Origin of the sequence: Mycobacterium aquaticum (assembly GCF_002086485.1) — a bacterium.
Taxonomy (GTDB): Bacteria; Actinomycetota; Actinomycetes; order Mycobacteriales; family Mycobacteriaceae; genus Mycobacterium; species Mycobacterium aquaticum.
Genome location: NZ_MVHF01000022.1, coordinates 1 through 20801, shown reverse-complemented (window position 1 = coordinate 20801; position 20801 = coordinate 1). Strand labels below are relative to the sequence as shown.

Sequence of the window (20801 nt, the reverse complement as noted above, 5' to 3'; positions counted from 1 at the left end):
TCAAGCTCCGATCGTGACGGGTTTCGGGTGCGTCTTGCCGCGGGGGAAGCAGGCCACGCCGAGCAGCACGGTGACGGCGACGCTCAGCGGGCCAGCCCATTGCAGGATCGGCATGTCGCCGGTCGGGTTGAAGATCTCGGCTCGCGGCCAACCGAGATTGACGATCATCAGGGCGCCGTAGGCCACTGCGAGGATGTTGACGACCACCCCGAATCGGCCCAGCGAGAACAGCGGAAGGCCCTCGGAGTCAACCTGATTGCGCTCGGCGGGCCAGCCCTTGAGCCTGCGGTACAACAGCGGGGCGGTGACCATCAGGTATGCGAGGTAGATCAGAATGATGCAGACGCTGGCCAAGGTCGCGAAGATGGCCGCGTTGCCCACGTTGACCAACAGCACGCCGATGCACAGCACGCCGATGAGCACCGAAGGCCAGATTGGGGTTCCCGTACGGCCGTTGACCCGGGACAGGATCGCCGAACCGGGCAGGCGGTTGTCGCGCGCCATCGAGAACATCAGCCGCGACGCCGCGGTCTGAATGGCCAGTGTGCAGATGGTGATCGCGATACACACGTCGACCAGCAGGACCGTCCCCCACGGAGAGGACAGCACGGTGTTGAGCACGTAGGGCAGACCTTCGGCGGCCAACCGCCCGTCGGTGAGGCTGGGCGCAGCCATCAGCGCACCCAGGATCATCAGACCGCCGCCGAGCGCGGACACCGACAACGCCAACCGGATGGTGCGCGGCGCCACCCGCCGCGGATTACGGGTCTCCTCGGCCAATTCGCCTGCCGAGCCGAATCCCACCATCACATAGGCGGCCATCAGGCCGGACATGATCCAGGCCCACATGTAACCGGGCTGTTGGCCAGGGCTGCCAGTGTCGAAGACCACCTGCGGGCCACGCTGGGCGTGCGTGAAGAACACCCCGATGACGGCGATGACACCGACGATCTCACATATGACGCCGGCACTGTTGACCCGCGACATCCATTGGACCCCAAGGCAGTTGATGGTCGTCGTGACCACCAGCAGAACCGTGCCGAGCAGCACGGCGTTGGCCGCCCCGCTCGGCGAGGTCAAAGCCGGGTCGTCACCGATGATCTGGAACCGCGCCGAGATCGTGGGCAGTACGACCTGCAGTGCGATGGCGGCGGCCGAGGCGGTGACGATCTGGGCGAGAATCATGAACCAGCCGCCGAACCACCCGATCACCTCGCCGCCCATGCGTCGCGACCATTGGTAGATGGCACCCGAAATCGGATAGCGCGCCGCCAGTTCGGCGAAACACAGCGCGACGAAGAACTGCCCGAGGAATACCGCGGGCCAAGTCCAGAAGAACGCCGGGCCGCCGAATCCGAAGCCCAACCCGAACAACTGGAAGATCGTCGTCAGGATCGACACGAACGAGAAGCCCGCCGCGAACGACTCGAACCGCCCGAGCCTGCGGTGCAGCTGCTGGTCGTAACCGAATTCGGCCAGGTCGTGATGGTCGCCGGTGTGGTCGGACACGTCGCGTCCTGGCGCTGTTGCGCTACTGGTCATAGGCGATGTCTCTCGGGTGCGGGGCGCTACCGCCCGGTCCATATCTGTCAAGTGATAGATAAGCGGGCCGCGATGTCCGGGGCGTCACCCGGATGTTTCGTTCGTGTAGCCGTCGGTAAGGGTTTGGTTGCCGAACACTCACAGACCGGGGCCTGTCAGAATCGCCCGTATGTCCGATGACCCGCTGGAGCCGGCACGCCGCCGCATGGCTGCTGCGGCCAGCGAGCAGGACCTGCTCAGCGGGGCCGGCCACGCGCACGAAGCCGTCGCCGAATTCATCGCCGCGAGAGCCGGCGCTGCCAGGGTGGCAGACAGCTGGTCGTCGCTGGTCCGAACAGCTCTGAGCGCTGCGGCACGGCTGGTGGGTACGGAGGGCGGTGTCTGGTACGCCTCGGGCAGCGTCGGACGCGGCGACGCGCTACCCGGCTCGGACCTCGAAACGTTGTTCGTCCGGGCGGATGACACCATGCCCGAGGCTGCCCTGTCCCATGCGGCACGAGTTCACGAACTGCTCGGCGCCTGCGGCCTCCGCGGCGACGACAACGGCGCGGTCGCCGCGCGGGCGCGGTTCAACCGCACGGCCCGCGAGTGGGCCGACGCGATCAGCTACTGGGCCGCGGACCCCGCCGCCGACCGCGGAGTGGTGATGATCGGCCTGCTGGCCGATGCGTCACCGATCACCGCCGGTCCCGACCTCCGTGGTCAGGCCGGGACGGCGGCGCGCGCGCAGCCGGCGGCGTTGGCCGCCATGTTGCAGGACGCGACCTATGTCCGCGCGCATGTGCCGTCGCGGCTGCGACTCCTCACCACCGCCGACGACGGTGTCGACATCAAGCTCGCGGCGGTGGACCCCATCGTGCGCATCTCCCGATGGGCGGCGCTCAGTTGCGGCTCAGATGTCCTGAGCACCCGCGCTCGTCTGCGGGACGGGGCAGGCAGCACCTATCTCGACAGTCTCGACGCGAGGGAACTCGACAAGTGCCATGCCATCGGGTCCAGCATCCGCTGGCGGGTACGGGCGGCCCGATGGGGTGCAGCCCAATCCGGAAACCACCGCGGCGAGTTCGAAGATCGGGTCGACCTGTCAGTACTGTCGCCCCAAGACCGCACCGCGCTGCGCAGCATCGGCCGAGAACTCAACGGAATTCGCCGCAAACTGGATTACCTGGCGTCGACGTCGGCGTTCTCCACGTGGTGACCCAACGCGCGATACCCTGAGCCGACATGACGAATTCCGCACCGCACGATGCACTTCCACCCGACGGCCAGATGCCCTCTGACGAGGAGCTCGACCGGCTGTGGGCGCCATGGACGCCGAGCGAGGTGACCGAGCGCCTCGCACACGTTCGCGCTCCGTGGTGTGTGGCCGGTGGCTGGGCGATCGACCTCTACCTCGGCGGTACACCGCGGCTCCATGCCGACATCGAGATCGCCGTTCCCCGCCAGGCTTTTCCGGAGATCGTCCATGCGTTGCCAGGCTTCCAGTGGGATGTCGCCGGAGCCGGGCGACTCTGGCCGTACGCCGTCGCGGGCGAGCATCCCGACCTTCATCAGACCTGGTGCCGTGATCCCGCCAGCGGCCGCTATCACCTGGACGTGTTCCGCGAGCCGCACACCCGCGGCCGGTGGGTGTGCCGCCGCGACCCGTCCATCACGCTGCCCTACGACGAGGTGATCGGTCACCGCGACGGTATGCCGTATCTCGTACCCGAGGTGGCTCTGCTGTTCAAGGCGCGCCGCACCGACGCCAGGGATCACGACGACTTCGCCCGTGCCGCACCGCAGCTGACCGACACCGCCAGAAACCGCCTCGCCGGTTGGATCACCCGGCTCTATCCCGATCATGTCTGGCTGGGGCAACTCGCTGACGCACCCTGAGTGCACGACAAAGTAAGCCAACGACCTAGGCTCGGTCGCAACGGTCATGGATAAAGCCCGCGGGCTCGGTGGGCATGCGCTACACGTTCGACCGCCAGGCACGTCGCCGCCGTCCTCAGTGGCAGGTCGAGCTTGGCGGCGTGGGCCACCACCTGCTCCCACGCGTTACGCATTCGATGGGCGAGCCGGGTTTCCACCTCGGCGGCGCCCCACCAGTAAGACTGGTTTGCCTGTACCCACTCGAAGTAGGACACCAACACCCCGCCGGCATTCGCCAGGATATCCGGCACGACCAACCGGCCTGCGTCGTCGAGCACCCGGTCGGCCTCCGGGGTCGTCGGGCCGTTGGCGCCCTCGACGATCACGGCGGCTCGGATGCGGTGTGCGTTGTCCGCATTGATGACGCCCTCCACGGCCGCAGGCACCAACAGGTCGACCCGGGCCTGCAGCAGTTCGTCGTGAGTCAGTTGCTCGCCGGGATGGAAACCGACCACCGATCCGGTGTGCTCGACGTGCTCCTCCAGCGACGGAATATTCAGGCCTGCTTCGGATCCCACCGCGCCGTATTGGTCGGACACGGCGATCACACGGATCCCGGCATCAGCGAGGAACCGGGCGACGTACCGGCCGACCTTGCCAAATCCCTGCACCGCAGCGGTGGCTCCCTCGATACCCACACTGCGAGATGTCAAGGCGGCGAGCGCGATATGTACTACACCTCGAGAGGTGGCCGTCCCCCTGCCGAGCGAACCGCCCAGACTCACTGGCTTGCCGGTGCTGACCCCTAGCACGGTGTGGCCCCGCTGCACCGAGTAGGTGTCCATCAGCCACGCCATGGTCTGCTCATCGGTACCGATGTCGGGTGCTGGGATGTCATGCTGAGGCCCGATGAGCGGGCTGATCTCACTGGTGTAGCGCCGCGTGACCCGCTCCAGTTCGGCGACGCTGTAATCCCGCGGGTCGATGCGCACGCCGCCCTTGGCACCTCCGTAGGGCACGTCGAGCAGCGCACATTTCCAGGTCATCCACATCGCGAGAGCGCGCACTTCGTCGAGCGTCACGTTCGGTGAATAGCGCAATCCTCCCTTGGCCGGTCCGCGCGAAAAGTTGTGCTGCACACGGTGACCCAGCAACACCTCGACAGTCCCGTTGTCGCGCCGCAACGGGATGCTCACCGTGACCTCCCGGCGCGGCGTGGCCAACAATTCGTACAGTCCGTCGTCGTAGCCCAGGATGGTGGTGGCTTCGCGCAGTTGCACGCGTGCGTCGTCGAGTGGCCCGGCCGGGATGCAGACCGGATCAGGGTGGAGGCTCATTCGGCTCTCCTGAGCTGTTCGGCGAACATGTTTGGGCCCCTCACACTTCCGCGCACTCTTCAAGCGAGAGACGGGCTGTCTCCGGCGCCATGTAGGCCGACGACACGGCGCCGATCAGGAGCACGACGACCAGTCCGATCATGGACGCCGTCAGGCCGTACGCCGCAAGGGTGATCGGCAGGACGAAGGTGCCGACTGCTGACCCGATCCGACTCGCTGCGTTCAGCAGCCCCACACCCGAACCACGAAGCTCGGTCGGGAACAGTTCAGGCGGGTAGACCTGCTCGAGGTTCGACGCTCCGGACATCACGAACGTGAACACCGCGAACGCGGCCAGCACCAGTGGCAGCGGGCCGTTGGGGCCGATCGCGACGATGGACAACGCAATCGCCATCACCAGAAAGGACCAGATCAGCAGACCGCGACGGGACATCTTCGCCACCCACCACAGCCCGGCGACGCCACCGACGAGCAGGAAGACGTTCAAGACTGCCCCGGCGAAGAACTCGCGCCCGTCCAGACCCACCTTCACCATGAGCAGCGGGAGGAAGGTGTAGATCGCGAAGTACGGAATTACTTGGCAGTTGAAGAACAAGATGCCAAAGGCGGTGCGGCGTCTGTACTTCGGGCCGAAGAAGTCGCGATAGCGATACGGCGTCGTGGGGCGCTCCCCGGCGATACGGTCGACGTCGAGGTGGCCGCCGAGGTAGCGCGCCGCAATCGCTCTGGCCTCGTCGAGGCGGCCCTTGCTGATGAGCCAGCGGGGCGACTCGGGCGTGCCGATACGCAGGACCAGGACGAGCAGAGCCGGGATGGTGCCGCTGGCCAGCAGCCACCGCCACGCATGCGGCGACAGTTCGGCGAGCCAGGTACCGACGAAGTAGGCGACCACATAGCCGACAGTCCACATCACGGTCAGGGATGCCAGTAGCGCGCCGCGGAACCGCCGCGGCACGAATTCGGCGACCAGTGTCGGTCCGAGGGCATAGTCGGCGCCTATCCCGAATCCGATCAACAGTCGGAGGATGAGGAGCTCGGTGGGGCCCTCGACGAAGAACTGCGCGGCCGATGCCACCGCGATCAGGATGAAGTCGAGCATGTACACCCGGCGGCGGCCGAACACGTCGCCCAGCCAGCCGAGGACCATGCTGCCCGCGAAGATGCCCAGCAACATCGAGGCGCCGAGTATGCCCTGCCATACCGGGCCGAGGTTCATCTGTGGCGCGATGAACGCCAATGCGATCCCGATACCGCCCAGGGCGTAGCCGTCGGAGAAGTTCGCACCGAACGTGAGTGCGGTGATCTTCACGTGGAATCGGTTGAGCGGTGCATCGTCCGCGTTGTCAGGTGTCGTCATCAGCTGTGGCGACGGGGTCGGCGTCGCTGGATTGAGGTTATTGGACATCGGTGCTCCCAGTGAGTGTGTAACGGGCGACCAGGGGTGACTACTGCGTCCGACCGTAGAAAAGCCCTCGGGTGAGGGCGTTGAGCCGCATGTCGGGCTTCTCGCTGTAGGTGAGCACGGAATTGATGCGCGGCCGGGCGCCCTCAACCGGGCTGACACGGTGCAGCGCGTGGCGCCCATGGAAGATCGCGAGCGAGCCCGGGCCGCTCGGCAACCGCACCGCGCCCTCGCCGTCGCCGTGCAAGACCTTCTCTATCGTTGCGTAGTTGGGGTCTGCTTCCGACCGCAGGCCGGGGTAATACTCGAAGTCGCCGCCCCTCTCGGCTTCCTGATACATCACGGTGACCGCAAATTCGCTGCGGTCGAAGTGCCAACCGAGCTCGTCGCCGTCCTCGAACAGCGCGATCATGACCGCATCGAGGAGATCGGCGCTGCGGTGGAGTTCGGCCTTGCCCAGCACCGCGGCGATGAAACGGGTGAGGTCGTCGGAGTCGTACAGCCGGCGGATCGGCGCATCGGCCGGGATCTGATCGCACGCGATGGTCTGCTTGGCCGACCGTTGCTGCGCCGCACGCGGGTGGGCAGCGGCGACGGTTGCGTCGGCCGGTTCGAAGTAGATGGTGTGCGTGTCGTCCGTTCGATGCGCGGCCGATACGAGTTTGGTTGCCAGGCGGATCATCTCGGCGATGGCCACCGGCGTCACGAAACCGGGCAGGTTGCATACACCGTCGCGCCGCAGTTGCTCACGACATGCTGCCACGAACGCACGACCACGGTCGCTCTCGAGTTCATCGATCGGGTAGCGATCCAGATCGACGATGTCGGCGTACGTGCGTGCCGTTGCTTGAGACATGGTGTCCTCCTTGGAATATGTATGTGGTGCAGGCCTCAACAACGACGACAGTGTCAGGCCAGTTACATTAAGACAATTCATCTTCACACTGATATCCATTAGTGAATGTTCTAGATTGAGTGAATGAGCCGGGACATCAGCACGATCGAGCTGCGCTATCTCACTGCGCTGATCGCAGTCAGCAAGGAAGAATCGTTCAGTCGCGCGGCCGAACGCCTCGGATACACGCAATCCGCAGTGAGCCAACAGATCAGCCGACTAGAACGGTCGATCGGCCACCAACTGGTGGAACGTCCCGGCGGTCCGCGCCCGGTTTCCCTCACGCCCGCCGGACAGATGCTGCTGCGTCACGCAGAGGCCGTCGTCGCGCGGCTGACCAGCGCGGCGGCCGATCTCGACGCGCTGGAGAACGGCACGACGGGCACGCTGCGCATCGGCTGTTTCCAGAGCGTCGGAGTTCGGATCCTGCCGCGCGTACTTCGCGAATTCACCGGCAGATATCCCGATGTGGACATTCAGCTCGTCGAAATGGAGGACGATGGCGCACTGTTGGCCCAGCTCGAACACGCCGAGTTGGACCTCACCTTCACCGTCGCACCGTTACCAGAGGGTCCATTCGATTCGGAGGAACTGCTCGAAGACCCCTATGTCGTGGTGGTTCGAACCGATTCCCCACTGGGAGAAGGACAATCGGTTATCTCGTTGAAAGCGCTGGCGGGGATCCCGCTCATCACCTACGCGCACCTGCGCGAGGCCCATCTCATCGAGAACCGCCTCGGCCACCCGGCCCTGCGGGATCAGATCGTGTTCCGCTCCAACGACAATGGCACGATCCTGGGTCTCGCCGCCGAGGGGGTCGGCGCCGCCGTGCTGCCCTGGTTGTCGGTCGATCCTTATCGACACGGGATCAGGGTGCTCCACATTGCAGGCGTGAGCCGACGGATCATCGGAATCGCGTGGCACCGGGATCGCTACCAGATTCCGGCAGCCCACGCGTTCATCGATCTCGCGCACACCGTCGCACGCGAAGAAGCGGCAGCCATGCACCCCGCCGGCTGAGAGCCAAGGGACTACGTGGACGCGTCAGAACTCCAGACTGCCGACCACGCTCTCCACAGTTCGCGTGACGCCGCCATCGAACACGAGCCGCTGCAGCCGCTCGATGTCGTCGCCGAAGAATCGGTCGTCGGCCACCGTCGGGACTACAGCGCGGACCGCCCGATAGACGGCGTCCGACGCTTCGGATGCGCGGCCGGCGTCGAGAAGGTCATGGGCCTGCGCTGAGCACATCAGCTCAATCGCCAGCACGTACCGTAATTTGCCGGTCAATTCGTAGGCCTTGGTCACCGCGAGGTAGGCGTTGCTGACCGGATCCTCCTGATTGGCACACGTCGGCACCGAGTCCGCCGACGCCGGTACGCACGCTGCCTTCATCTCCATGTACAACGCTGCCGCGGTGTACTGCGGGATCATGTACCCGTTGTGCAGGCCGGGTTCAGGTGAAAGGAACGGCGGCAGTTCGCTGAAGGCGCTGTTGACCATCCGGTCGGTGCGCCGCTCAGAGATCTTGGCGAGCACGGTCATCGCGTTGACCATGAGATCGGCTTGGATGCCGACGAAAGTGCTGTCGAAGTTGGCGCCCATCAACGCCGTGCCGTCGTCCCCCTCGGGGAAGATGACGGGGTTGTCACCGACTGAACGCAGCTCATCCTCGATGACCTTCGACGCGTCCTTCAGCGCGCGTTTGGCTCCGCCGTGCATCTGCGGAATGGCCCGAAGGTTGTAGGTGTCCTGCACGCGGTAGTCGCGGAACTTCTCGATGATCTCGCTGCCGGCCAAGATCCGGCGCACATTCGACGCGACAGCCGACTGCTCGGGATGGCGCTTCATGGTGTGCAGCCTCGGGTCGAATGCGTTGATGGTGCCCCGCAGCGCTTCCAGACTCATCGCCGCCGCCACGTCGGCGACCTTCGCCGCTTCGATCGCGTCGTAGATCGCGAGGGCCGCGATTCCGTTCACGGAATGCGTGCCATTGGTCAGCGTCAGTCCCTCCTTGCAACCAAGAGTGACCGGCTCCAATCCGGCCCGGCTCAAAGCAGCTGCACCGCTGAGCAATTCGTCACCGACCCACGCGCGTCCCTCACCGATCAGCACGAGCGCCATGTGCGCCTCGGGGCTGAGGTAGCCGACCGAGCCCTCCCCTGGGACATAGGGAGTGACGTCGTTGTTGAGTAGGTCGCGGATCAGCGTCAGTACCTCCAGGCTGGTACCCGAGTAGCCCTGGCCGAGGCCCACGAGCTCCATCAGCTGGATGGCCCGGACCACTTCTGCGCGGAGCGGCTCGCCCACCGAGACAGCATGCGACAGCACGATGTTTCGCTGCAAAGCCTCAGCATCCTGCGGCGAGATGACCTTGGAGACGTTGTCACCGAATCCGGTGGTCACCCCATAGATCAGTCGGTTCTCGGCAAGAAAGCGCTCAATCAACTTGCGCGAGCGCCGGACCCGGCCTACGTACGCCGGCGCGAACTCGACTCTGGCGCGATGGCGAGCCACTGCGACGAACTCTTCGATGGTGATGTCGCCGTCACCGAGGCTCACGACCTCGATGTCCTTGGCGCGCTGTGTCATCTGAACTCCTTCGGAAAACTACAGGAGTCATTACGTTATGCGCTGGAACCTCCCCTTTTAATAAGCATTCCTAATGGACCCTATAAGCGTGCGTTCGACAGCCCAGCGCGCCGGCGCGTCGCATGTGAACCTGGCAGGCTGATCGAGGACTTCGCATCACCGTGCGCCGATCTCTGGAGGCCAGGTCACGGCTGGTTGGACACTCGCGAGGGCCGAGGGCGGGGATGATCGATCTACCCGGCCGCGTTGCTGCCAGAGACCGCGACCGAAAGTGAGGACCTTCCGTGGCCGCACCCCACATCGCCGTCGCGCTCGACGGCACCGGGTGGCACCCGGCGTCGTGGCGCGAGCCCGACGCCCGCCCTACCGACCTGCTCACGGCGCAATACTGGACCGACCTGGTGACCGAAGCCGAGGCGGCCTTGCTGGATTTCGTCACCATCGAGGACTCGCTCGGGCTGCAGTCCGACCATCCGGGCCGTCCCGATGATCGCACCGACCGGGTTCGGGGCCGGCTCGACGCGGTGTTGATCGCGGCCCGGGTCGCACCGCGCACCAAGCACATCGGGCTGGTGCCCACCGTCATCACCACGCACACCGAACCGTTCCACGCGTCGAAGGCCATCGCCACCCTCGATTACGTGAGTTCCGGCAGGGCGGGCGTGCGGGTTCAGGTGTCCCCACGCCGCGACATCGCCGCACACTTCGGGCGGCGCCAGCTGCCTGCGAGATCAGCCGGACTCGTCGACGAACTGTTCAGCGAGGCCGGTGATTACGTCGAGGTGCTGCGCAGGCTGTGGGACAGCTGGGAAGACGACGCCGAAATTCGCGATGCAGCGACCGGACGGTTCATCGACCGGAACAAGCTGCACTACATCGACTTCGCCGGCGCTCACTTCTCCGTGAAAGGCCCGTCGATCACACCCCGTCCGCCGCAAGGCCAGCCGATCGTTGCGGCGCTCGGCCACGTCGACCCTGCCTATGCGCTGATCGCGTCGAGCACCGACGTCGGGTTCGTCACCCCGCACAGTGCCGCCGAGGTCACCGAACTGGTCGCGGGTATCGCAGCACGACGGGCACGCGACGCCGCGCCAGTACGGGTGTTCGCCGACTTGGTGGTGTTCCTCGACGACACCGCCGACGCCGCGCGGTCGCGACGGGCTCGGCTCGATGATCTGGCCGGCGGTGAATACCTCAGCGATGCAGAGATCTTCACCGGAACTGCAACAGAACTGGCAGATCTGGTACAGGACTGGCACGCCGCGGGAGCGGCCGGTTTCCGCCTTCGTCCGGCCACCGTGCCGCACGATCTGCAACAGATCACCCACGCGCTGGTTCCCGAGCTGCAGCGGCGCGGGTTGTTCCGCGATCGCTATGAGACTGCCACGCTACGCGGCCTGCTCGGCCTGCAGCGCCCCATCAATCGGTATGCGACCGTGTGAACTCTGGACAAGGACCCCGTATGAGCAAGCCCATCAAGCAGATTCATCTCGCCGCACACTTCCCGGGCGTGAACAACACCACGGTGTGGAGCGATCCCGCATCAGGAAGCCACATCGAATTCGATTCGTTCGTGCACTTCGCCCAGACCGCCGAGCGGGGCAAGTTCGACTTCCTGTTTCTCGCCGAGGGACTGCGGCTGCGCGAGCAGGGCGGCCAGATCTACGATCTCGACGTCGTCGGCCGTCCGGACACGTTCACGGTGCTGGCAGCCCTCGCGGCCGTCACCGACCGACTGGGCCTGACCGGAACCATCAACTCGACGTTCAACGAACCATACGAGGTGGCACGGCAATTCGCGTCACTGGACCAGCTTTCCGACGGACGCGCGGCATGGAACGTGGTGACGTCATGGGATGCCTTCACCGGAGAGAACTTCCGCCGTGGCGGCTTCCTGCCCGAAGATCAGCGCTATGAGCGAGCCGAGAGCTTCCTGCAGGCTGCGCACACGCTGTTCGACTCATGGCGCGGTGGCGAGATCGTCGCAGACAAGGCGAACGGGGTGTTCCTGTCCGATCCGGCCGCCGGTGAATTCTCTTACCACGACCGTCATTTCGACATCAGCGGCCGGTTCAACGTGCCTCGCAGCCCACAGGGTAGGCCCGTCATCTTCCAGGCCGGCGACTCCGACCGTGGCCGCGAGTTCGCGGCAGCTGCAGCCGATGCCATCTTCTCCCGACACGGAACCCTGGAAGAGGGCCAGAGGTTTTTCGCCGACGTCAAGGGCCGCCTCGCCAGATATGGCCGCCGCCACGACGAACTGCTCATCCTGCCCGCAGCGACGTTCGTGCTGGGTGACACCGACGCCGAAGCCGCCGACCTCGCTCATGAGGTGCGGCTGGCTCAGGTGTCACCGCAGACCGCGATCAAGTTCCTCGAACAACTGTGGAACCGCGATCTCTCCGACCACGACGCCGACGGCCCACTGCCGACTGTCGATCCCGTCGTCGGCGAGAACACCATTGCCCGCGGCCGGGCCAGCGTCCGAATGCACCGCGACCCCATCGCCACCGCCAACGAGTGGCGAGCCAAGGCCGAGGCCGAAGGACTGAGCAGCCGTGAACTGATCATCGAGGTGACCGGCAGGCAGAACTTCATCGGGTCGGCCGCCACCATCGCCGAGTCCATCAATCAGCTGGTCCAGGCCGACGCCAGTGACGGTTTCATCCTCGTGCCACACGTCACGCCGGGCGGTCTCGATCCGTTTGTCGACCAGGTGGTGCCGCTGCTGCAGGAACGCGGGGTGTTCCGCACCGATTACGACGGCACGATCCTGCGCGACCACCTCGGCCTCGGCATCCCCGACCCGTCCGGCGCGCAGCACCCGACGGCCGTCACCGGCTAACGTTCGTCGAGCCCGGCCAGCGCCGCCGGCAGCGGCTCGCGATGCAGCACACCGAGCCGCTGGGTGGCACGGGTGAGGGCGACGTAGAGTTCGGCCGCACCGCGTGGACCGTCGGCCATGATCTGCTGTGGCTCCACGACGAGCACCGCATCGAACTCCAGCCCCTTGGTGGCGGCCGGTGGTACGGTGCCCGGCATCCCCGGCGGCCCGATGACCACACTGGTGCCCTCGCGGCCGGCTTCCTCTTGTACGAATTCCTCGATGGCAGCATCCAATTCATCGTCACCGACCTTGCGGGCCCACGGCTTGACCCCGCACGCGCGCACCGACTCGGGCGGTTGGACACCGGGGGCAAACTCGGCCAGCAGCGCGGCGGCGACCTCCATGATCTCCGCGGGCGTGCGGTAGTTCACCGTCAGAGGCCGGTACACCCACCGGCCGGCCCGGTTGGTGCTCTTGGCTTCTGAGGGCACATACGGTTCGAGCATCGACCCCCACGATGTCGCACCCGCCGGCGACCGCCGCTGCGCGAGATCGCCGACGATCGTGAACGATCGCCGCGGGCAACGACGCATCAACACGCGCCAGTCCATCTCGGACAGTTCCTGCGCCTCGTCGACCACCACATGCCCATAGGTCCAATCCCGGTCCGCCGCAGCCCGTTCGGCGAGCTCACGACCATCCTGCTCTTGGAACCGTTCCGCCAGTTGCTCGGCGTCGAGGAGGTCCGCGGCCAGCAGGTGATCCTCGTCATCCATCAGATCCTCGCGGTCGACCATGAGATCGAGCACCCCGGCCGCGTAGGCGGCCTCCTCCTTGCGCTGCCGCTCGGCCGCCTCGTCGGCAGCCTTGTCGCGGCCCAGCAGATCGACCAGTTCATCGAGCAAGGGCACATCCGACACTGTCCAGGCTTCGCCATCGGCACGGTACAGCGCGTCGTCGGCCCCTGCAGCGCTCAACCGTGCACGCGATGTATATAGCTGCGCCAGAACATCTTCGGGCGTCAGGATGGGCCACAGACTGTCGAGTGCGGCGGTGAACTGCTCGTGGTCCTCGAGTTCGTTCACCACGTCGGCACGCATCTGTGCCCACGCGTGCTTGTCGTCGCGCGTCAACCAGCCCTTCCCGATGCGGGCGACGGCACGTTCGGTGAGCACATAGGTGACGACGTCGATGAACTCGGCGCGGGCCTCGTTGTGCGGCAGGCCGGTCTTGCGCGCCTCTTCCCTGGCCCACTCCGCGGTCGCGGCGTCGATCCGGACCGTGACGTCCGAGAGGTCGATGGGAATCGGGTCCTCCGGCAGCTCCTGGCGATCCGCCACGGCAGCCGCCAGGACATCGAGCATCTTCAACGAGCCCTTGAACCGCGCGGCGTCTTCGGTGTCCTCGGCACTCACGCTGAGGCCGGGGACGAAATCACCGGTGGTCATGAACACCGCCTGCGACTCCCCCAGCGACGGCAGCACGCGCCCGATGTGATTGAGGAATTCCGAGCTCGGACCCACCACGAGCACACCGTGGCGTTCCATCTGCTTGCGTTGCGTGTACAGCAGGTAGGCGACCCGGTGCAGGGCCACCACCGTCTTACCCGTGCCCGGGCCACCCTCGATGACGAGCACCCCTGAGTGCTCGAACCGGATGATCTCATCCTGCTCGGCCTGGATCGTCGCGACGATGTCGCGCATGCCCTCACCGCGCGGGGCGTTGACCGCGGCCAGCAGGGCGGCATCACCTGGGCCGTCGAGTTCCTCACCGAGTTCCGCGCCGGTGGGGCGGCCCAGGGTCTCGTCGGTGAAGTCGATCACCCGTCGGCCGCGGGTGTGGAACTGGCGACGTCGCCGCATCCCCTCCGGGCTGGCCGCGGTCGCCACATAGAACGCCCGAGCCAGCGGCGCACGCCAGTCGAGCAGCAACGGTTCGTAGTCGTTGTCACTGTCCAACAGGCCCAAGCGGCCGATGTACAGGTGTTCGCCATCCAGGGTCTCCAGCCGACCGAAGCACAGACCGTAGTCAGCGACATCCAACCGCTGCATCTCCCTGGCCATCGCGCGCACCTCGGCGTCGCGTTCGACCAGCGTGCTGCCGTTCTGGGGGTCGACAGGGCTGCTCAAAGCCGCCTTGTAGCGACGGTTGGCCTCAGCCCGCTCGCTGTCGAGGCGTGCATACAACCCGGCGACGTACTCCCGCTCGGACCGCAGTTCGTCTTCGTACTCAGACATACTCTCGCTTTTCGCTCTCACATATCGCGACACAGCAGTGCCGCATTCCCGCCGAGTTCTGTTTCAAGCCAGCGATTTTGCGCCATACCCCCGGCCTTGCCACAAGCCCCCCGTGCGCTGTAGAGTGAGAAGGGAAAGGCGCGGACATTGGTCGCTCCGTATCTCTGACGTAATCGCCGCCGCACCGCTCGGTCGGCCCGACCATTCTACGGCCATCCCAGGGTCGGCTGCCACGCGCCGCCCAGGCGGCCTCTTTTCTCACCGACAGAGATTGTTGCTGCCGCACAACACTTTTCAGATCAGCACAGCTATGCCCCTGCCTAAGTCAGCCCGCCTGCAGCTCTTCCGGCTAGCTGGAAGACCGGATTGGGTGCCAGCGCTGACGACATCGGGGCCCCTCGAGACGACTCTGATAGGTGCCGAGTTCGGCATCAGAACAACAGCAGAGATTGAGAGAAGACCATGCACGTCACCACTGCTCGCATCGTTCCGCTGGTCGCCATGGGTGTGGCCGCCGTCGCCATCGCCGCCGCGCCCATCGCCTCTGCCAGCACCCTGCCGACCGGCGCGTCGATCGATCAGAATCCGGGCAACACCGAGATCACCGCCACGCCGGGCGACGCCGCCCAAGAAGCCGCTCAACTGCAGCAGCCCTTCGGCGGGGCGTACGGCGTCCTGCTCTTCCACCACTGAGCCACGGCACTCGCCTGACCGCGCATCAAGGCCGCCCAGCCCGGAATCGCTATAACCGCAAGGGGTTCCACCACCGCGTGTAGACATCGACCAGCCAGTCGTTCAGCTTGGTGTAATCCGGTCGCTCGGGAAGGTCAGCCGTATCGGTGAGCGCGACGAGCTGCTCGCGCAGATCCTCGATGGTGTCGATGACCGTCGGTTTGTCGACCTTGCCGATCCGTAGATCACGCAGCCAAGTCCGGGATGGCTCGGGCATCGGCAGCGTGATCTGACAGGTGCTGAGCAGTTCGACGCCCTGCAAGCCGAGCCGTATCGCGTGATAGGCAAATTTGGTGTCGTACCCGTACACGTCGACCAGCTCCGGGCGATTGGTGCGCTGTGAGCGCAGGCCGAGCATCCGGTCGCGCTGGGCGTCGAGATAGCCGACGAACCGGCGACCGGCGTCGCGCGACAGGAACAGCTGCGGATTGGCCTGCAATTCCCTTCCCGGCCAGTCAATCTCGACGATCTCCTGCGGCGGCACGAACAGCAACAACAAGACGGTCGGATTGCCTCCGGCAGCCAGCCGAGCCCACTTGCGCAGGCTGTAAATCGTCAGGTCCAGGTCGCCCGCCCCTGAACGTGCGCCTTCCGGCTGTGTCCGGTACTGATACTGCTCGAACCGGGCGAGCCCGATCACACAGTCCGGCGGCTCGATGCAGATCCCCATCTCGTCACGGTCGTCCGTGCCGTCGACGGTCACACCGTGCAGCCCTGAACCGACCTGCGTCCGCAGCACCGTGTTGCGCTCGGCGATGTCACGGTGCCACGGCGTGTTGTGCGGGTTGATGTAAGGCCCATCCATGTAGTTGAGCGTAATGACCGCGCGGAGTCGTCTCCCACCGGTTATTGCGGGCCACGCTCTCACCTGGTGTGTGTTTGGCAGGCCGATGTTCGGGTATGCGGCGTGCGTGGGGGTCATGGGTCGCCGCTGTGCCACACAGCCCGGCGATCCCGTCATCAGAAGCACACGCAAGGAGTTCAACCGCATGACCTTGAAGAAAATCGCAGCGCGTGCAGTCACCACAAGCATGCTCGGTATGGCTGGATTGGGCATCGGCGCGGGCCTGGCCCATGCCGATCCGCATGTCCCGATGCCGCCGACGCCACCGGTCCCGGCTCCCGACATTCCCGGTCCCGGCGTAAACGCCGGCGTGCCGGGCAATCCCCTGCCGCCGGGACACGGTTACCTGCCACCTCCTGGGCACGGCGGACCGATGCCGCAGGACCGCATTCCGTTCGCCTCGGTGCCGCCGTGGGTCACGGTGCCGGCGATCCCACCGATGGGTACCCCTCCGGCTCCGCCGCTTCCGGACTGGGCTACCGGTCTCCCGGTGGTTTGGGATCCTGATATCGGTGCCTGGGGCGTGTGGGACGCCCAGACGAGCGCATTCATTCGGCTGTAAGACACCGGATGCGGCTACCACCCCGTCAGGCCTGGCGGGGTGGTAGTCGGTGTCCCCGTCGGTACCGCTAAGCGCAGACCTGCACGAAGCCCAGCGGCCCGGACACGCATGGCGGAGCCCAACCGCCGTAGCCCACGTATGGAGGAGGCGGTGGTGGGCCCCAGCCGGGTCCGTCTCCCCAGCCGGGACCACCTCCCCAACCTCCGTGATGCCACGGACCCTGCGACCACTGCACGCCTGGCGTAAGCGGTGCCGCGTTTGCCGTGGCAGAGCCAAGGCCGAGCGCGGATACGCCGAGAGCCCCCGCGATGGCCGCACCGACTGCAACTCTCTTCAGACTCTTCATGAGCACCCCTGTGAAACGCGAATCGAAACCACGGCTCCGGCCTCCCCGACACGGACCGAAGTCATTGCTGGGCATGGAAGGCCGCCATGGCTTTCCACTCATCCCGCATTCGACGTTATCGACCCAACCTATGTATAGGTTATCGATAGGTTATGAAGATCGATCACGAAGCCTGTGCATCGTGACCACCTGCACCACAACGGAACTCATCGACACAAGAGCGCATTCAAGGCGGGCCCCTGCAGCACACGATCGGCCACGATGGAGCGATCTGCGATGCAGTGTTGAAAACAACTGAGAGACAAGGCTTGAGCAGCGAGCCTGAATGAGAATTCGGCGCCGCGTCGCCGGGGGCGGCAACGTGAGCGAAGAGACACCTACGTCGGAATCGTCAGCCCAGACCCACCCCCTCGTGCGGGACGCAACACACCACCAGATAGGCGAATTACCAAGCGCGCCAGTGATTCACAGTCGAAGCATCTGGTGAAGACAAGACTACTGCACTAAGGTGCGCGCCTGTGGGGTTAATCGACGACAAATATGCGATGCTCGGCGGCGACCACGGTTTCCTCGGACCGCCGAAAAGCCCGGGAGAAGACTTCGGCCGCGGCCGTCGGCGCAGGTACGCCTTCGGAGAGATTCGCCTCGACCCGACCGCCGACCCGAAAGAGGCATTCGAGGTGCACGGCGCCATTCTCGATCACCTTCGCACCGTCGAGAGCCCGAAAGATCCATGGTTCCCCACATCCGACGAGTTGATGACCCGCGACGGGGCCGGGCGCATCTCCTACTTCGACGGGGCGGCCATCGTCTGGCGAAAAGACCTGGGCGCGTTTGCCGTTCAGGGGGCGATCTACAACAAGTGGGTCAGGATCGGCGGCGTCCGATCGGCGGTCGGATACCCGATCTCCGACGAGCACGCATCGACCCCGCCGACGCGTCGCAGCACGTTCGAGCATGGGGTCATCGATTGGCCAGGGCATGACTGGCGAGCTTTCGCCGTCCACGGCCCGATCCTGGCAGCGTGGCAGTCTCCGCAGGGCGCGTCGCTCGGCGGTGTGCTCACCGATGAGACACCGGCCGCCGATGGGAGCCGCTTCACCAGGTTCGAGCACGGACTCATCCGTTGGACCAAGGCGACCGGGGCGGTGATCGTGCCATGACGGCCATCGACGACAAATTCGCGGCCCTGAAAGCAGCGGGTCTCGACCTCGGTGCCCCGAAAGGGCCAGAAACCTTGTGCCCAGACCAAACCGGCCGATTCCGTCACTACGATCAGGGCTCGATCTACTGGCACCCCAGCACAGGGGCCCACGAAGTGCACGGCGCCATCCACGCCAAGTGGGCCTCACTGGGTTGGGAGGAGAGCTGGCTCGGATACCCCCGCACCGACGAGGGACAGGCCGGGACGGATGGACGAATCAGCCACTTCCAGCACGGCGACATCAAGTGGACGTCCACCGCCGGTGCCGTCGACCAGTCATCGGTGACGTGGGAAGCCTATTGGAACCGGGACGCCACGTTCCACAAGAACAAGATCGCCGCCTTGAGCAAGGACCATCGAATGGTGTCGTTGGCAGTGCAACGACTGTCCAACAAGGCCGTGTACGCGGCTGTCTGGCTCAAGAGCAATGACACCGACCAACAGCAGATCCACGACGTCGACGAGGCCGGGCTGGCGAAGTTTCTGGACAGTGAAGCCTCACACGGCCGTTCGATCGAATTGATCTCTGCGTCGGGCGACGGTACTGACCGGGTCTGGGCGGCGACCACGCGTCCAGGAGAGCCGCCCCTGATGTGGTTTCCGCGGATGACCGCCGGTGCCTCCACCGATCCCGGATCGCTGCTGGCGATGAACAAGATCGCCCAACGCAACCAGGCGGTGCTGACGAGTCTCACGCTCTTCGAGAACAACGGTGCGTCGTGGGCGGCCGGCGTGTACCGCAGGGACGCGGACACCATCCCGTGGTCGGTTTACGAGACCCACCCGCTCGCGCCGGAAGACGACATGGCCAGATTGCCGATCCAGCTCGCGCACGGCGGCCGCGTCGAACTCACGGCGGTGTCCGACGACCAGTGGGCCTCGCTCTACCGGGACGACGACATCGGTCCCGGCGCGTCGTTCAGCGGTCTCACCCAGGCGGAGATGGATGCCAAGGTCGAATCCCACCGCAAGCTCGGCTACCTGCCGCGTCACATCGACATGGGCGGCACGGACGACCATCGGTTCTCGGTCATCTTCAAAAAGCGGATCGACCCGTTACCGCGTCGGCTCGTCATCACAGGCACTCCGGTACCCGAACTCAGCGTGCTCGACGAGGCGATGGCCGCCTACCTCAAGCGGACCGGTATCCGGGCAGCCAACCTGGCAGTGGCTCAAGACCATCGGCTGATCTACGCACGCGCGTTCACATGGAGCGCGCAGGGCTATCCCATTGCCCAGCCGCAGACGAGCTTCCGGATCGGCAGTGAGAGCAAGGTGCTGACAGCGATCTTGATCCGGCAACTGATGGAGGACCCGAAGACCAAACCACAATTCGGCGACACCTCCAAGATCGACCACTTGCTGGCACTGGATCCACCGCCGGGAATGACGAAAACGACGGGGTTCGAAGACATCACGGTCCTGGAACTCATCAAGCACGAGACGGCCGTGGCCAGAAACTTCGCCAGTTTTGACCCTGAGGTCGTCGCTGCATTCGGCAAGTCGCTGCCGGCCCGCAGCAAGTTGGACTTCGCCGCGTTCATGATGTGCCAGCCGTTCGATCTGCCGAAAGGCGACTATCGCAACACGAATTACCTCTTCCTCGGCGCTCTCGTCCAGAAGCTCACCGGCGGTATGTGGTTCGACGCGTTGAAGACACGTGTCTTGGCACCGCTTGGCCTCAAGCTGCCGACACCGTCGGGGTCGACTCTTGCGCGTCGGCGACCCCAGGAGGTTCTCAGCCACGACTGGAACATGGATCTGCCCGCCAGCCTGATGAGCGCCGACCAGCCGCTGGTGCGATCCGGCTATGGCAACGTCAATCTGGAGGAGGTCGGCGATGCCATCGGCGGTATGGCATTTCCGTCGTGCGACTTGGTGAAAGTGCTTGCGAGCTTTTCCAAGACGTCCAAGCACCGTCTCCTCAAGAATTACGGGCCGGCCGACATCATGTTCACCGGTAACGCCACGGATGGCCGGGTCGAGTACACACACAATGGCGGCTTGAGCAATACCGACGCTCTGATGGCCATCCGCGACGATGGCATCAGCTGGGCGGTCACGTTCAATGCCGGTGCGCCACAGCGGGAGATGCAGCCCGACTACGACGAGCTGATCGATGCCGTCATGGACACGCTGCCCACCCATGACCTGTTCCCGTCAGTGGGCCTCACGCCGCTGGCATGATCACGCCGAGACTGTACTGAGGGACAAGAAATGCGTCTCATTTGTCCCTGACGTGAATCTCGGTGATCACGCTCGCCGGATCGACACCGGAACGACCTCGCCGGGCACCCCGCGAACGAAGAAACCCGCCCTGACCGAGGTCAGAGCGGGTTTCTCAAACGTGGAGCTAAGGGGATTCGAACCCCAAAACGACATGCGAGTACACCCTCTCACCTGCTATTTCGCCGCTCCCCACCG

16 protein-coding genes are annotated in these 20801 nt (G+C 65.3%); 9 read left to right on the top strand and 7 right to left on the bottom strand.

What is annotated here, in order from left to right; translation table 11 throughout:
- Positions 1-1542: an amino acid permease gene (locus BST13_RS20610; RefSeq protein WP_083165879.1), complete on the bottom strand. Its 1542-nt coding sequence runs from the start codon at positions 1540-1542 to the stop codon at positions 1-3.
- Between the two features lie 169 nt (positions 1543-1711).
- Between BST13_RS20610 and BST13_RS20605 the strand changes: the two genes are divergently transcribed.
- Together BST13_RS20605 and BST13_RS20600 are read left to right on the top strand one after the other, a co-directional pair.
- Positions 1712-2740, top strand: coding sequence for a putative nucleotidyltransferase substrate binding domain-containing protein (locus tag BST13_RS20605; protein ID WP_245839752.1), 1029 nt, complete (start codon positions 1712-1714; stop codon positions 2738-2740).
- A 26-nt stretch (positions 2741-2766) separates the two neighbouring features.
- Entirely contained in the window at positions 2767-3420 is a 654-nt protein-coding gene (locus BST13_RS20600; protein WP_083165878.1) for a nucleotidyltransferase domain-containing protein, read from the top strand.
- A 44-nt stretch (positions 3421-3464) separates the two neighbouring features.
- Here BST13_RS20600 and BST13_RS20595 read toward each other — a convergent pair whose 3' ends face one another.
- From BST13_RS20595 to BST13_RS20585, 3 genes are read right to left on the bottom strand one after another with little or no spacing between them, the layout of a single operon-like run.
- Positions 3465-4736: a Glu/Leu/Phe/Val family dehydrogenase gene (locus tag BST13_RS20595; protein ID WP_083165877.1), complete on the bottom strand. Its 1272-nt coding sequence runs from the start codon at positions 4734-4736 to the stop codon at positions 3465-3467.
- Positions 4737-4776: 40 nt separating this feature from the next.
- A complete protein-coding gene (locus tag BST13_RS20590; protein ID WP_211296137.1) occupies positions 4777-6141 on the bottom strand; it encodes an MFS transporter in 1365 nt (454 codons plus the stop codon).
- A gap of 40 nt (positions 6142-6181) precedes the next feature.
- Complete coding sequence (locus BST13_RS20585; protein WP_211296136.1) at positions 6182-7093, bottom strand: HalD/BesD family halogenase; 912 nt, start codon at positions 7091-7093, stop codon at positions 6182-6184.
- Between the two features lie 24 nt (positions 7094-7117).
- Between BST13_RS20585 and BST13_RS20580 the strand changes: the two genes are divergently transcribed.
- Complete coding sequence (locus BST13_RS20580; RefSeq protein WP_083165875.1) at positions 7118-8053, top strand: LysR family transcriptional regulator; 936 nt, start codon at positions 7118-7120, stop codon at positions 8051-8053.
- A gap of 24 nt (positions 8054-8077) precedes the next feature.
- On the opposite strand, the gene BST13_RS20575 is transcribed toward BST13_RS20580, so the two are convergent.
- Positions 8078-9625 carry an HAL/PAL/TAL family ammonia-lyase gene (locus BST13_RS20575; RefSeq protein WP_029367541.1) on the bottom strand — a complete coding sequence of 516 codons (1548 nt, stop codon included), beginning with the start codon at positions 9623-9625 and terminating at the stop codon, positions 8078-8080.
- Between the two features lie 284 nt (positions 9626-9909).
- Between BST13_RS20575 and BST13_RS20570 the strand changes: the two genes are divergently transcribed.
- Entirely contained in the window at positions 9910-11067 is a 1158-nt protein-coding gene (locus BST13_RS20570) for an LLM class flavin-dependent oxidoreductase (protein WP_083165874.1), read from the top strand.
- 20 nt (positions 11068-11087) lie between these two features.
- Positions 11088-12470 carry an NtaA/DmoA family FMN-dependent monooxygenase gene (locus BST13_RS20565; RefSeq protein WP_083165873.1) on the top strand — a complete coding sequence of 461 codons (1383 nt, stop codon included), beginning with the start codon at positions 11088-11090 and terminating at the stop codon, positions 12468-12470.
- Here BST13_RS20565 and helR read toward each other — a convergent pair.
- Complete coding sequence (helR, locus tag BST13_RS20560) at positions 12467-14689, bottom strand: RNA polymerase recycling motor ATPase HelR (RefSeq protein WP_083165872.1); 2223 nt, start codon at positions 14687-14689, stop codon at positions 12467-12469. The genes BST13_RS20565 and helR overlap by 4 nt on opposite strands.
- Before the next feature lie 462 nt (positions 14690-15151).
- Between helR and BST13_RS20555 the strand changes: the two genes are divergently transcribed.
- The gene (locus BST13_RS20555; protein WP_083165871.1) at positions 15152-15382 is read left to right on the top strand and encodes a hypothetical protein; all 231 of its coding nucleotides are present in this window, start codon (positions 15152-15154) and stop codon (positions 15380-15382) included.
- Positions 15383-15431: 49 nt separating this feature from the next.
- Here the strand turns inward: BST13_RS20555 and BST13_RS20550 are convergent, their stop codons facing one another.
- Positions 15432-16226, bottom strand: a complete 795-nt coding sequence (locus BST13_RS20550; RefSeq protein WP_083165870.1) for a DNA polymerase beta superfamily protein — start codon at positions 16224-16226, stop codon at positions 15432-15434.
- Positions 16227-16410: 184 nt separating this feature from the next.
- Between BST13_RS20550 and BST13_RS20545 the strand changes: the two genes are divergently transcribed.
- The 3 genes from BST13_RS20545 to BST13_RS20535 all read left to right on the top strand — a co-directional run bounded on the left by BST13_RS20545 (position 16411) and on the right by BST13_RS20535 (position 20564).
- Positions 16411-16827, top strand: coding sequence for a hypothetical protein (locus BST13_RS20545; RefSeq protein ID WP_083165963.1), 417 nt, complete (start codon positions 16411-16413; stop codon positions 16825-16827).
- Between the two features lie 864 nt (positions 16828-17691).
- A complete protein-coding gene (locus BST13_RS20540; RefSeq protein ID WP_142282817.1) occupies positions 17692-18336 on the top strand; it encodes an LGFP repeat-containing protein in 645 nt (214 codons plus the stop codon).
- The gene (locus BST13_RS20535) at positions 18333-20564 is read left to right on the top strand and encodes a serine hydrolase (protein WP_083165868.1); all 2232 of its coding nucleotides are present in this window, start codon (positions 18333-18335) and stop codon (positions 20562-20564) included. The genes BST13_RS20540 and BST13_RS20535 overlap by 4 nt, the downstream gene beginning before the upstream one ends.
- The last annotated feature ends 237 nt before the right edge of the window (positions 20565-20801 follow it).

Bases quoted from the DNA above. Each gene is read 5' to 3' on its own strand.
- BST13_RS20610 (WP_083165879.1), bottom strand. From the start codon at position 1,542: ATGACCAGTAGCGCAACAGCGCCAGGACGCGACGTGTCCGACCACACC.
- BST13_RS20605 (WP_245839752.1), top strand. From the start codon at position 1,712: ATGTCCGATGACCCGCTGGAGCCGGCACGCCGCCGCATGGCTGCTGCG.
- BST13_RS20600 (WP_083165878.1), top strand. From the start codon at position 2,767: ATGACGAATTCCGCACCGCACGATGCACTTCCACCCGACGGCCAGATG.
- BST13_RS20595 (WP_083165877.1), bottom strand. From the start codon at position 4,736: ATGAGCCTCCACCCTGATCCGGTCTGCATCCCGGCCGGGCCACTCGAC.
- BST13_RS20590 (WP_211296137.1), bottom strand. From the start codon at position 6,141: ATGTCCAATAACCTCAATCCAGCGACGCCGACCCCGTCGCCACAGCTG.
- BST13_RS20585 (WP_211296136.1), bottom strand. From the start codon at position 7,093: ATGGATATCAGTGTGAAGATGAATTGTCTTAATGTAACTGGCCTGACA.
- BST13_RS20580 (WP_083165875.1), top strand. From the start codon at position 7,118: ATGAGCCGGGACATCAGCACGATCGAGCTGCGCTATCTCACTGCGCTG.
- BST13_RS20575 (WP_029367541.1), bottom strand. From the start codon at position 9,625: ATGACACAGCGCGCCAAGGACATCGAGGTCGTGAGCCTCGGTGACGGC.
- BST13_RS20565 (WP_083165873.1), top strand. From the start codon at position 11,088: ATGAGCAAGCCCATCAAGCAGATTCATCTCGCCGCACACTTCCCGGGC.
- helR (WP_083165872.1), bottom strand. From the start codon at position 14,689: ATGTCTGAGTACGAAGACGAACTGCGGTCCGAGCGGGAGTACGTCGCC.
- BST13_RS20555 (WP_083165871.1), top strand. From the start codon at position 15,152: ATGCACGTCACCACTGCTCGCATCGTTCCGCTGGTCGCCATGGGTGTG.
- BST13_RS20550 (WP_083165870.1), bottom strand. From the start codon at position 16,226: ATGGATGGGCCTTACATCAACCCGCACAACACGCCGTGGCACCGTGAC.
- BST13_RS20545 (WP_083165963.1), top strand. From the start codon at position 16,411: ATGACCTTGAAGAAAATCGCAGCGCGTGCAGTCACCACAAGCATGCTC.
- BST13_RS20535 (WP_083165868.1), top strand. From the start codon at position 18,333: ATGACGGCCATCGACGACAAATTCGCGGCCCTGAAAGCAGCGGGTCTC.